The 12,351-nt window shown below is 75.5% G+C and carries 9 protein-coding genes; 4 read left to right on the plus strand and 5 right to left on the minus strand.

Annotated features, from left to right (window positions below; all coding sequences use genetic code 11):
- Positions 1-55 precede the first annotated feature (55 nt).
- The gene (locus BUE37_RS08915; RefSeq protein ID WP_217651195.1) at positions 56-1,378 is read right to left on the minus strand and encodes an ATP-dependent 6-phosphofructokinase; all 1,323 of its coding nucleotides are present in this window, start codon (positions 1,376-1,378) and stop codon (positions 56-58) included.
- A 237-nt stretch (positions 1,379-1,615) separates the two neighbouring features.
- The gene (locus tag BUE37_RS08920; protein WP_073419871.1) at positions 1,616-3,940 is read right to left on the minus strand and encodes a transketolase-like TK C-terminal-containing protein; all 2,325 of its coding nucleotides are present in this window, start codon (positions 3,938-3,940) and stop codon (positions 1,616-1,618) included.
- A gap of 87 nt (positions 3,941-4,027) precedes the next feature.
- On the opposite strand from BUE37_RS08920, the gene BUE37_RS08925 reads away from it, so the two are divergent.
- A complete protein-coding gene (locus tag BUE37_RS08925; RefSeq protein ID WP_073419872.1) occupies positions 4,028-4,399 on the plus strand; it encodes a nuclear transport factor 2 family protein in 372 nt (123 codons plus the stop codon).
- A gap of 36 nt (positions 4,400-4,435) precedes the next feature.
- On the opposite strand, the gene BUE37_RS08930 is transcribed toward BUE37_RS08925, so the two are convergent.
- From BUE37_RS08930 to BUE37_RS08940, 3 genes are read right to left on the minus strand one after another with little or no spacing between them, the layout of a single operon-like run.
- On the minus strand, positions 4,436-5,461 hold the full coding sequence (locus BUE37_RS08930; protein ID WP_073419873.1) for an NAD(P)-dependent alcohol dehydrogenase: 1,026 nt from the start codon (positions 5,459-5,461) through the stop codon (positions 4,436-4,438).
- Positions 5,462-6,226, minus strand: a complete 765-nt coding sequence (locus BUE37_RS08935) for a metal-sulfur cluster assembly factor (RefSeq protein WP_073419874.1) — start codon at positions 6,224-6,226, stop codon at positions 5,462-5,464.
- Complete coding sequence (locus BUE37_RS08940) at positions 6,226-7,272, minus strand: amidohydrolase family protein (protein ID WP_073419875.1); 1,047 nt, start codon at positions 7,270-7,272, stop codon at positions 6,226-6,228. The genes BUE37_RS08935 and BUE37_RS08940 overlap by 1 nt, the downstream gene beginning before the upstream one ends.
- A 166-nt stretch (positions 7,273-7,438) precedes the next feature.
- Between BUE37_RS08940 and BUE37_RS08945 the strand changes: the two genes are divergently transcribed.
- From BUE37_RS08945 to BUE37_RS08955, 3 genes are all read left to right on the plus strand, one after another.
- Positions 7,439-8,911, plus strand: coding sequence for an AAA-type ATPase lid domain-containing protein (locus tag BUE37_RS08945; protein WP_175562828.1), 1,473 nt, complete (start codon positions 7,439-7,441; stop codon positions 8,909-8,911).
- A gap of 98 nt (positions 8,912-9,009) precedes the next feature.
- Complete coding sequence (pta, locus tag BUE37_RS08950) at positions 9,010-11,127, plus strand: phosphate acetyltransferase (protein WP_073419876.1); 2,118 nt, start codon at positions 9,010-9,012, stop codon at positions 11,125-11,127.
- Complete coding sequence (locus BUE37_RS08955) at positions 11,124-12,323, plus strand: acetate/propionate family kinase (RefSeq protein ID WP_073419877.1); 1,200 nt, start codon at positions 11,124-11,126, stop codon at positions 12,321-12,323. The genes pta and BUE37_RS08955 overlap by 4 nt, the downstream gene beginning before the upstream one ends.
- Positions 12,324-12,351 lie beyond the last annotated feature (28 nt).

The following is a 12,351-nucleotide window of genomic DNA, read 5'->3' on the forward strand; positions in this document are numbered from 1 at the left end:
GCAGGACGGCGGCGGTCCTGCAGCCGGACCGCCGCCCCTCACCCGCGCGGGTGGCTCAGCCGAAGCGGACCGGCTGCCCCGTCGCCTCGAGCACCGACATCCACAGGTCGCCCAGCGGGTCGACGTGGTTGCGCCGGCTGACGGCCAGCGCCATCGGGATGTGCACGAACCGCCGCCTGCGCCGCGCCACGATCACCTCGGTGCGCCCGGCCATCGCCGCGTGCACCGCGGCGTGCGCCAGCCGCAGACAGTAGGCGCTGTCGTAGGGATTGGCCGGCACGCTGCGGATGGCGTAGCTCGGGTCGAAGTAGCGGACGTTGTTCTCCACCCCGGCCTTGTCCAGGTGCTCGCTGATCAGCCGCCGCATCAGCCGGCCGATGTCGCCGAGCCGGACGTTGCCCGACGCGTCCCGGCCGGGCTCGTGCTCCTCGATGTGCTCCTGCCCGGCGCCCTCGGCCACCACGACGACGGCGTGCCCGCGGTCCTCCACCCGGCGGCGCAGGTGCTCGAGGAAGCCACCCTCCCCGTGCAGCGCGAAGGGCACCTCCGGGATGAGCACGTAGTCGGCGTCGTCCTTGGCCAGCGTGGAGTAGCAGGCGATGAAGCCCGAGTGCCGGCCCATGAGCTTGACCAGCCCGACCCCGCCGGGCGCCGAGCGCGCCTCGACGCTCGCGGCGTGGATGGACTTGGTCGCCTCCGACATCGCCGTCTGGAAGCCGAAGCTCTGGTCGATGTAGGGGATGTCGTTGTCGATCGTCTTCGGCACGCCGACGACGGCGATCTTCAGGCCGCGCTCCTGGACCACGCGGACGACCTCCATCGCCCCGCGGATCGTGCCGTCGCCGCCGATGACGAACAGGATGTTGATCGCCAGCCGCTCGAGGGCGTCGACAATCTCCTCGGGGTCCTGCATGCCGCGCGAGGTGCCGAGGATGGTGCCGCCCTCGTCGTCGATGTGCTGCACGACGTCCGGCGACAGGTCGACGACGTCCTCGCCGTAGCGCGGGATGAAGCCGCGGTAGCCGTTGCGGAACCCGACGATCCGGCGCACGCCGTAGTGGCGGCACAGCTCGAGCACCAGCCCGCGGATGACGTCGTTGAGGCCGGGGCACAGCCCGCCGCAGGTGACGATGCCGACGCGGGTCTTGGCCGGGTCGAAGTAGATGCGCTGGCGCGGCCCGCCGGGCTCCAGGCTCGGCAGCTCGCTGACAGGCACGTCGCGTGCGCCGGCCATCGACAGGGTGTCGTCGAAGAGGACCCGGTCCCCCTCCTGCACCGAGTGCTGCGTCGTCTCGCGGGCCGCGAGCCGCTCGGCCAGGGGCGAGTCGATGCGGCACGGGCCGAGCGTCCGCACCGCGAGGTCCTCGTGTCCGATCACGAGGAGAACGCTCCCACACCGGGGCGCCCGCACCGCGCGCGGCACCCCGGTCATCAGGACGTCATGTCGATTCGCCCGTATGGGGCGCCGCGGCGGCGCCGTCCCGGTGCCGCACCCTGACCCCACCGACCGCGGCCCGTGGTGCCCGACCTCGCGCTGCGGGGCGAGGTCGGGCACCACGCCGCGAGGACGGCGGGGCACGACGGCGCGACTGCGGGCGGGACCGGGGGTCCTCCGTCAGTCGACGAGGTCGAGGGCCGCGCCGACCACCGAGTCGACGTCGAGGCCGTGGTACCGGTACACGCTGTCGAGGTCGCCGCTCTGCCCGAAGCGCGTCACGCCCAGGTGCGCGGCCGGCACCCCGCGCAGGCCGGCGAGGAACGCCAGCGTGTGCGGGTGGCCGTCGAGGACGGTGACCAGCGGGTTGGCCCGGTCGGCCGGGAAGACGCTGTCGAGCACCCACGGCGAGGCGTCGTCGAGGCCGCGGCGCGCCTGGGCGGCGCGGAACAGCAGCCCGGGGCTGGTCACCACGACGACGTCGGCCGGGAACCCGAGCCCGTCGAGCCGCTCGGCGGCGGCCAGCGCCTCGGGGACGAGCGCCCCCATCGCGGCCAGCGTGACCGCCGGGCGGGGCACCCGCCGCAGCGGGTAGGCCCCGGCCACCACCTGACGGCGGCGCCGCTCGCGGGCCGCGCCGTCGGCCGGCACCGCGGCCAGCGCCTGGTCCACCGGCCGGGTGGACAGCCGCAGGTAGGCCGACTGCCCGCCCGGGCGGCCCATCTGCCCGAGCGCGGCGAGCACGCACCACTCGGTGTCGAGGGCGAAGGCCGGTTCGTAGGTCAGGCAGCCGGGCTGTTCCAGGCCGATCGACGGCGTGGTGATCGACTGGTGCGCCCCGCCCTCCGGGGCGAGCGTCACGCCCGACGGCGTCCCCACCAGCAGCGACTGCCCGCCGGCGTAGATGGTGAACGACCACGGCTCCAGCGCCCGCTCCACGAACGGGTCGTAGAGGACGCCGATGGGCAGCAGCGGCTGGCCCCAGCGCGACCAGGTGGCGCCGAGCTCGCCGATCGCGCCCACCAGGTTGGTCTCGGCGATGCCGAGCTCGACGTGCTGGCCCGAGGGCCGCTCGCGCCAGTGCAGGATCGTCTCGGCGTCGTCGGCGAACCAGTCGCGGCGGTCCTCGTGCGACCAGACGCCGACCTTGTTCACCCAGCCGCCGAGGTTGGTCGAGCTCGACACGTCGGGGCTGACGGTGACCACCCGGCGGCCCACCTCGGGCGCGGCGCGGTTGAGGTCGAGCAGGGTGCGGCCGAGCGCCGCCTGCGTGGTGGCCGTGCCCGAGGGGGTGCGGCCGAGGTCGGCGGGGACGTCGGGCGCGGGCGCGCTGCCGGCCGCCGGGCGGGCGAGCCGGGCGGCCGCGGCGGCCAGCAGCTCCGCGGGCCGGCTGCCGGCCGGGAAGCCGGCCCAGGGCTGCGCTGGGTCGACATCGACGCGCGCGGCGAGCTCGTGCAACTGGGCCTCGGTGAGCAGCGCGGAGTGGTTCTGCGGGTGGCCCTCGGTGGCCAGGCCGTAGCCCTTGAGCGTGTAGGCGATGACGACGGTGGGGCGGGTGTCGTCGATCTGCGCGAACGCCGTCCGCAGCGCGCTGAGGTCGTGGCCGCCGAGGTTGCGCACCGCGGCGAGCAGGTCGGCGTCGGCCACCCCGTCGACGAGGCCGGCGATCGCGGCCGCCCCCGGCCCGCCCCCCGGCAGCTCGCGGCGGACCTCCTCGGCGGTGCGGCGCAGCAGCCGCTGGTACTCGGCGTTGCTCATGCCGTCGATGCGGTCGCGCAGCTCCGGGCCGCCGGGGCGGGTGTAGAGCTCCTCGAGGAGCGCGCCGTACTTGACGGTGAGCACCTGCCAGCCGGCCGCGGTGAACATGCCCTGCAGCCGGGTGGCGCCCATGGTGGGGACGACGCGGTCCAGCGACTGCCGGTTGAGGTCGACGATCCAGTTCACCTCGCCGAGCTCGGCCACCATCGGGTCGAGCACGGCCTCCCAGACCGCGCCCTCGTCGAGCTCGGCGTCACCGACCAGCGACCACTGCCGCCCGGTGCCCCCGGCGCCGAACTGGGTATTGACGTAGCGGCGGGCCAGCGCGCCCCAGATCGGCGCGGTGGCGCCGATGCCGACCGAGCCGGTGGAGTAGTCGGCCGGGACGGGGTCCTTGAGGCGCGACGGGTAGGACTGCAGCCCGCCGAACGCGCGCAGCGTCGTCAGCCAGGAGGCGTCGAGCTGCCCGAGCAGGAACTCCAGCGCGTGCAGCACCGGGGAGGCGTGCGGCTTCACCGACACCCGGTCCTCGGCGGACAGCTGCTCCAGCCACAGCGCGGTCATGATCGTGACCATCGAGGCGCTGGAGGCCTGGTGGCCGCCGACCTTGAGCCCGGTCGGGTTCGGGCGCACCCGGTTGGCGTGGTCGACGACCGCCGTGGCGAGCCACAGCACGCGCTGCTCGATCTCGCGCAGGGCGGCGTCGTCGGCGCCGGTGGCGGGCGGGCGCGGGGCGGCGAGCGTCATGGGTCTCCCGTCGGTGGGTGGAGGGCCAGCATGACGCGGGACCGGGGGTCCCCCACCGCGCGGCCCGGTGTGCCAGCGTGCTCCCCCGTGACCGCCCCGGACCGCACGGCCCTGCTGCGCTCGCTGTACGCGGCGTTCAACGCCCGCGAGATCGACGCGGTGTTGGCCGCCATGTCCCCCGCCGTCGACTGGCCCAACGGCTGGGAGGGCGGCCGCGTGCACGGCCACGACGGCGTCCGCGGCTACTGGGAGCGCCAGTGGGCGCAGATCCGGCCACTGGTGCGCCCGACCGGGTTCGACGCCCGGCCGGACGGCTCGGTCGCGGTGAGCGTGGCCCTCACCGTCCGCGACCCGGGCGGGACGGTGCTGTCCCGGGAGACGGTGCGGCACGTGTACCGGTTCGACGGCGACGGCCTGGTGACCCGGATGGACGTCGAACGGACGGGCACCGAGCGGTAGGTGCCCCCGGCGCCGGGGCCGGGGGCACCCGGCCGGTCACGGCACGAGGATCGCGCGCCCACGCACCTTGCCGGCGTCGAGGTCGCGGATGGCGTCCACGGCGCGGTCGAGCGGGTACTGCTGGGTGTGCAGGGTGACCTTCCCGGCCTGGGCGAGCACCATGAGCTCGGCGAGGTCGGTGTAGGTGCCGACGATGTTGCCGACGACGTTCTTCTCGCCGGCGACGAACTCCAGCGTCGGGATGCGCAGCTCGCCGCCGTAGCCGATGACGTAGAGCGAGCCCGCCGGGCCGGTCATCCGCCAGCCGTCCATCTCCGCGCCCTGCTCGGCGACGAAGTCGAAGACGACGTCGGCGCCGCCGCCGGTGAGCTCCTGCACCGCCCGCACCTGGTCGCCGTCGGCCACCACGGTCTCGTCGGCGCCGATCTGCCGGGCGAGCTCGAGCGCGTCGGGGTTGCGGTCCACCACGACGACGCGAGTGCCCGACAGCGCCGCCAGGCACTGGACGCCGATGTGCCCGAGCCCGCCGGCGCCCTGCACGACCGCGGTCGTCCCGGGGTGCAGCAGCGGCAGCGCCTTGCGGACGGCGTGGTAGGCGGTGATCCCGGCGTCGGCGAGCGCGGCGACGTCGGCCGGGTTCGTCGACGGGTCGAGCTTCACGCAGGCGCGGGCGGTGGTGCGCAGGTACTCGGCCATCCCCCCGTCGTCGTTCGAGAGCCCCGGGAAGAACGCGTTCTCGCACTGCATGTCCCGCCCGGCGCGGCAGGCGGAGCAGAGTCCGCAGCTGGGCTGCGGGTGCAGGATCACGGTGTCGCCGACGGCGACGTTGGTGACCCCCTCCCCCACCGCGTGCACCCAGCCGGCGTTCTCGTGGCCGATGACATAGGGCAGGTCCGGGTTCTGGAGGTCGGCCCACTGGCCCTCGAGGATGTGCAGGTCGGTGCGGCACACCCCGGCGCCGCCGATCTTGACGATCACGTCGAGCGGCCCCCGCAGTTGCGGCTCCGGGATGTCGTCGAGCGAGGGGTCGGCGTGGTACTCGTGCACGCGCACGGCCTTCATCTAGCGCACCTCCAGGGGGATGAGCGGACGGTCGTCGGGGCGGGGGGTCTGGTCGGCCTCCGACCCCGGGTAGCGGGTGGTGAGCAGGCCGCGGCAGAAGTGCGCGTTGCCGTCGACCGAGATGCGCACCGAGCGGGCCCGCCGCAGCACCGTCGGCGCGTCGGCGGCGTCGGGGCGGGTGCCGTCCTCGCGGAGCAGCACCGGGTCGGCGTCGCCGGCCGGCAGCCCGAGGGCCGCCCGCCGGCGGCGCAGGCCCTCGGCGGCGTCGGCCGGGAGGTCGGCGAGGGTGACCGCCCGGACGTCGGCCGACGGGTCGGCGCGCAGCAGCGCGGTGAGCGCCCGCTCCATGGCCGCGGTGTGCGCCTTGCGGACGAAGGTCGCCCGCAGCTCGTCCAGCGACTCCTCGGCCTCGTGCCCGAAGGTGCCGCGGTAGCCGAGCCCGGCGGCCAGCCCGCGGTTGATCAGGTCGGAGTCGGAGTGGTCGTCGAGCTCCACCACCACCCGCCCGACCCCCGGGACGGCGGAGACGGCGTCGTGCGCGTCGGACACCATGAGCCAGGCGAAGTTCGGCGCGCAGAACGAGGTGGGCAGCCGCAGGTGCACCTCGACGGCGCCGCCGTCCGGGGAGTCCTCGACGGCCACCGAGCGGACGAACCCCAGGTCGGTGATCGGCTCGTCGAGCTCGGGGTCGACGACGGTGCCCAGCGCCGCGCGCACCGCCGCCTCGTCGACCCGGGTCGCGGGGCGGGGCAGGACCGCCGTCATCAGACGCTCGCCAGGTCGGCCGCGGCGGGCTCGCGCGGGCCCGTCTCCGTCTCGTCGGCCTCCGGCAGTCGCAGGTGCTCGGGCACGGGGAGGTCGTAGAGGCGGGCGGCGTTGAGGCCGAGCACCTTCTTCTTCTGCGCGACGGTGATGGGCGCGTACTCCGGGCTCATGTCCTCGGGGATCTGGAAGTCCACGAACTTCTCGACCAGCCACCTCGGCGTCCAGAGCGCGTAGTCGCTGGAGAACAGGATCCGGTCCTCGCCGAGCCAGTAGAGGAGCTCGCCCATGATCTGCGCGAAGTACCGCGGGCGGGTGTGGATGAACGGGATGGCCACGGCCAGGCCGGCGACGACGTTGGGCTCCTGGGTGGCGATCCAGCAGAAGTCCTCGAGGCGCGGCAGGCCGCAGTGCTCGACGACGAACGTGAGGTCCGGGAAGTCGGTGGCCACGTGGTCGACGTCGGCCACGTCGAAGGCGTCCCGGTCCAGCGGGCGGATCGTCGGGCCCTTGTGGATGTGGATGTTCCTGATGCCGAGTTCCTGCGACAGCTCCAGGTAGCGCTGGGCCATCGGGTCGGTGAGCTTCCAGCCGCGGGACTCGCCGTGCCAGTCGGCGGTGTAGAGCTTCACGCCGGTGAGGTGCATGCGCTCGGCGGCGGCGCGCAGCGCGTCGAGGCCGTTCTCGCCGTCGCGCGGGTCCCAGTAGTGGTTGTAGGTGAGCTTGTCCGGGTGGGCCTGCGCGAGGGCGAACGCCTCCTCGGTCTGGCCGAAGCCCCGGTGGTAGAACTCCGCGAGCCGGGCCGGCTGGAAGACCGCGTGGTCGACGATGCCGTCGGCGAACACGTCGCGCATCAGCCGCTCGCCGCCCTGGTAGAGGTACTCCTCGTAGCCCCAGACCTCGGACTCCGGGGACAGGTTGCGGTGGTAGTCGTAGAAGCAGTCGATGAACTGCTTGCCGTGGACGTTGCGCTGGTTCTCCGGCCGCGCGTCCCACAGCGCGATGTGCGCGTCCACCACGTAGTACTGCTCGCCGTCCTTGGTGTACATCCGTCGGCCTCCGTCGGCTCCGGTCGTGAGCTGGGTCACGTGCTCGCCGGCGACGCTAGGGCGGCCGCTCCGCCGTGCACCCCCTCCGGCCGTCTCACTCTGAGACACCTCGGCACCCGCCCCGCCGCGTACATTGCCGTGACACAGGCCACAGCGGGAGGCGACCGTGGACGAGCCGGCCGGACCCGCGCCGCTGCCCGACCCCGCCCTCGCGCGGCACCGCGGGACGGCGCCCCGGGTCCGCGCGTCCTGGCGGCGCAGCCAGGGCTACGGGGTGCCGCCGGACGAGGTGGTGCCGGTGTTCAGCGGCTCCCCGGACACCGGCTCCCTGCTCTACGAGTGCGCCCACCGGGTGCTCAGCGACCTGCAGACGACGATCGCCAACGAGCCCGTGAGCCTGATGGTCGCCGACCCCGCCGGGTTCGTGCTGGCCCGCCTCGGCGACGACGCCTCGATCTCCCGGGCGCTGGACCGGGTGCACCTGGCGCCGGGCTTCTCCTACAGCGAGCGGTACGCCGGCACCAACGGCCTGGGGCTGTCGCTGGCCGACCGGGCGCCGACGCTGGTGCGCGCCGCCGACCACTGGGTGACCGACCTGCGCGGCTACACCTGCGCCGCGGCGCCCGTGCTCGAGCCCGGCACCGGGGAGCTCGCGGGCAGCATCAACCTCACCACCTGGTCGGACTCCTCCTCCGAGCTGCTGCTGGGCCTCGCGCAGACGGCGGCCAGCGCCACCAGCGCGCTCATGGCGGTGCGCAGCGGCGGCCGCCTCGTGCGCCCGGCGCCGCGCGGGGAGGTGTTCCGCGTGGTCGGCGGGTCGCTGGCCCCCGACGGCGGCGACCCGTGCGTCACCCCCGCCTGGCGCACCGCCGTCGACCGGGCCGCGGTCGCGGTCTCCTCCGGGGCCGGGACGGTCGTCGTCGGCGAGCCCGGCGCCGGCAAGGCGACCCTGGCCGCGCTCGCCCGGCGGCGCCTGGCCGGACGGCAGCGGCTGCTGCACGCCCGCGCGCCGGAGGCCGGCGACGTCGCGCCGTGGCTGGAGCTGTGGACGCCGGAGCTGCGCGACGCCGACACCTGCGTGATCGTCTCCGGGCTGCACCGGCTGCCGGCGTGGGCGGCCGGGGAGCTCGCGCACGTGCTCGCGGCGGTGCGGCGCGCCGGGCGGCCGCAGCCGTTCGTGCTCACCGCGCCGGACTACGGCGCGCTGCCGGACCCGGTGGCCCGGCTGGTCGACGCCGTCGTCGAGGCGCCCGCGCTGCGCGACCGGGCCGACGACGTGCTGCCGCTGGCGTCGTGGACCGCGCGCCGGGAGCGGCACCGCGAGGTGGCCTTCACCCCCCGCGCCGCGCGGGCGCTGACCGGCTACGCGTGGCCGGGCAACGTCGCGCAGCTGCGCCGGGTGGTGCGCGAGGCGGTGACCCGTGCCGACGTCGTCGACGTGTCCCACCTGGCGCCGGAGGTGCTCGACGGCGGCGGCCGGGCGCTGACCCGCCTGGAGCGGCTCGAGCGCGACGAGATCGTGCGGTGCCTGACCGAGCCCGGGACGACGATGACCCGCGTGGCCGAGGAGCTCGGCATCGGCCGGGCCACCCTCTACCGCAAGATCGCCCAGTACCGGATCACCGTCCCCGACCGCTGAGGCCGCCCGCCGAGCCGGACCGCTCGGCCCGTCCGTCGTCCCGCTCCGGGGGCCGTGGCGTCCCGGCCGCCCTAGGGTCGGGCGCAGGAGGTGGGGCGGTGTCGGACGGGCTCTACATCACGGGCAGCGAGCCGGCGACGGGGAAGTCGGCGGTCGCCCTCGGCCTGTTCGACCTGTTGGCCCGGCGCGTGGGCCGGCTCGGGGTCTTCCGGCCGGTGGTGCGCAGCCGCGACGAGCCCGACCGGGTGGTCGACCTGCTGCTCCCCCGGGCGCCGGGGTCCCCGCCGTACGAGGCCTCGCTGGGCGTCACCTACGCCGAGGTGCTCGCCGACGAGGACCGGGCGCTGTCGGAGGTGGTCGCGCGGTACCGCGCGCTGGCGGCCCGGTGCGACCGGGTGCTGGTCGTCGGCACCGACTTCGGCGAGGCGGGCGCGGCCCGCGAGCTCTCCCTCAACGCGCGGATCGCGGTGAACCTCGGCCTGCCGGTGGTGTGCACGGTCTCCGGGCACGGCCGCGACGCCGCCGAGGTGGACCGCGCCGTCGACGTGGGCACCGATGCGCTGCGCCGGGCCGGCTGCGACGTCGTGGCGGTCGTCGTCAACCGGGTCGCCCCTGGCGAGCACGCCGCCGTCCGGCAGTCCCTGGCCGGGCGGGAGCCCGCCGCCTGGGCGCTGCCCGACGTGCCCGCGCTGACCGCGCCGACGATGGCCGAGATCGCCCGCGCCTGCGACGCCCGGGTGCTCGTCGGCGACGCCGCTGCCCTGCGCCGGGAGACCTCCGGCGTGCTGGTGGCAGCGATGACCGTGCCGAACCTGCTCGACCGGCTCGTCGACGACGTCGTGGTGATCACCCCGGGCGACCGGGCCGACGTGCTGCTCGGCGTCCTCGCCGCGCACCTGTCCGACGCCCTGCCGCAGCCCGCGGGCCTGGTGCTCACCGGCGGCCTCGAGCCCGCGGCGAGCGTGCTGGAGCTGGTGCGGCGCCTGCCCACGGTCGTGCCCGTGGTGCTCACCGACCTCGACACCCACGCGACGACGACGGTGGCCGACACCGTGCCCGGGTGGCTGAACGCCGAGGCGCCGCGCAAGGTCGACGTCGCGCTGGCGCTGTTCGAGGAGCACGTCGACGGCGCGGCGCTGCTCGACCGGGCCGAGGTGCACCGCGCCCGGGTGACCACGCCGCTGATGTTCGAGCACGGGCTGCTGGACCGGGCACGCGCCGACCGCCGGCACGTCGTGCTGCCCGAGGGCACCGACGAGCGGGTGCTGCAGGCCGCCGACCGGCTGCTGCGTCGCGGCGTCGTCGACCTGACCCTGCTCGGCGACCCCGCCGAGGTGCGGGCCGCCGCCGTCCGCGCCGGGGCCGACGTGTCCGCGGCGCGGGTGCTCGACCCCTGCGACCCGGCGCTGCGCGAGGAGCTCGCCGTCGAGTACGCCCGCCGGCGCGCGCACCGCGGCGTGACCATGGACGCCGCCCGCGACGTCGTCGTCGACGTGTCCTACGCGGGCACGCTGATGGTGGCGCTCGGCATGGCCGACGGCATGGTGTCCGGGGCGACGCACACGACCGCGCAGACGATCCGCCCGGCGCTGGAGCTGATCCGCACCACCGAGGGCGTGTCGATCGTGTCCAGCGTGTTCTTCATGTGCCTGGTCGACCGGGTGCTGGTCTACGGCGACTGCGCGGTCAACGTGCACCCGGACGCCGAGCAGCTGGCCGAGATCGCGGTGACCTCGGCGGGCACGGCGGCCCGCTTCGGCGTCGAGCCGCGGGTGGCGATGCTGTCCTACTCCACCGGGGAGTCCGGCAGCGGCGCCGACGTCGACCGGGTGCGCGCCGCCACCGAGCTGGTGCGCGGGCGGGCGCCGGACCTGTCGGTGGAGGGGCCGATCCAGTACGACGCCGCCGTCGACGCCGGGGTGGCGCGCACCAAGCTGCCCGGGAGCGCGGTGGCCGGCCGGGCGACGGTGTTCGTCTTCCCCGACCTGAACACCGGCAACAACACCTACAAGGCGGTGCAGCGCAGCGCGGGCGCGGTGGCGGTCGGCCCGGTGCTGCAGGGCCTGCGCAAGCCGGTCAACGACCTGTCCCGCGGTGCCACGGTGCAGGACATCGTGAACACGGTGGCCATCACCGCCATCCAGGCGCAGGACCCGGCGCTCGACGGCACCGCGCAGGACCCGGCGCTCGACGGCACGGCGCAGGGGATCTCGTGAGCGGGCGGGTGCTCGTCGTCAACGCGGGCTCGTCGTCGCTGAAGTACCGGCTGGTCGACGTCGCCGCCGGGGAGGCGCTGGCCTGGGGGCTGGCCGAGCGGGTGGGGCAGCCCTCCGGGCGGCTCACCCACTCCCTGCCCGGCCGGGAGCCCGACGTGGTGGAGCGGCCGCTGCCCGACCACGGGGTGGCGCTGGGCGCGGCGCTGGAGGCGTTCGACCGCTCGGGTCCCCGGCTGGCCGACGCCGGGCTCGTCGCCGTGGCGCACCGGGTGGTGCACGGCGGCGACCGGTTCTCCGCGCCGGTGCGCGTCGACGACGACGTGCTGCGGGCGGTCCGCGAGCTCGCCACGCTGGCGCCGCTGCACAACCCGGTCAACGCCACCGGCATCGAGGTGGCGCGCCGTGCCTTCCCGGGCCTGCCGCACGTAGCGGTCTTCGACACCGCCTTCCACGCGACGCTGCCGCCGGAGGCGTACACCTACGCCGTCCCGCCGCAGTGGGCGCGGGACCACGGCGTGCGGCGTTACGGCTTCCACGGCACCTCGCACGCCTACGTCTCCCGCGCCGCCGCGGAGCTGCTCGGGCGCCCGCCGGAGGAGGTGAACACCGTCGTGCTGCACCTGGGCAACGGGGCGAGCGCCACCGCCGTCGCCGGCGGCCGCAGCGTGGACACCTCGATGGGCATGACGCCGCTGGAGGGACTGGTGATGGGCACCCGCTCCGGGGACGTCGACCCCGCCGTCGTGGCGCACCTGCACCGGGTGGCCGGGCTAGGGCCCGACGACGTCGACCGGGCGCTCAACTCCTCCAGCGGCATGCTGGCGCTGGCCGGCACCAACGACCTGCGCGAGGTGCACCGCCGCATCGCCGAGGGCGACGCCTCCGCCGCCCTGGCGCTCGACGTGTTCTGCCACCGGGTACGGAAGTACGTGGGTGCCTACCTGGCGGTGCTGGGCCGCACCGACGCGATCGCGTTCACCGGGGGCATCGGCGAGAACGACCCGGTGGTGCGGTCGCGGTCGCTGGCCGGGTTGGAGCCGCTGGGCATCCGGCTCGACGAGGAGGCCAACGCCGAGCGGGTCCCGGGCGCCCGGCGGATCTCGGCCGGGGACGGCCCGGTCGCCGTCCTGGTGGTCCCCACCGACGAGGAGCTGGAGATGGCCCGCCAGGCCGTCGCCCTCCTGGAGGGCCATTAGCACGACAAGTGCCCACGGGTCCGCCGTC

The sequence above is a fragment of the Geodermatophilus nigrescens genome (assembly GCF_900129495.1).
GTDB classification, from domain to species: domain Bacteria; phylum Actinomycetota; class Actinomycetes; order Mycobacteriales; family Geodermatophilaceae; genus Geodermatophilus; species Geodermatophilus nigrescens.

Coding starts and splice junctions, on each gene's coding strand:
- BUE37_RS08930 (WP_073419873.1), bottom strand. CDS start 5,461: ATGAAGGCCGTGCGCGTGCACGAGTACCACGCCGACCCCTCGCTCGAC.
- BUE37_RS08920 (WP_073419871.1), bottom strand. CDS start 3,940: ATGACGCTCGCCGCCCCGCGCCCGCCCGCCACCGGCGCCGACGACGCC.
- BUE37_RS08935 (WP_073419874.1), bottom strand. CDS start 6,226: ATGACGGCGGTCCTGCCCCGCCCCGCGACCCGGGTCGACGAGGCGGCG.
- BUE37_RS08940 (WP_073419875.1), bottom strand. CDS start 7,272: ATGTACACCAAGGACGGCGAGCAGTACTACGTGGTGGACGCGCACATC.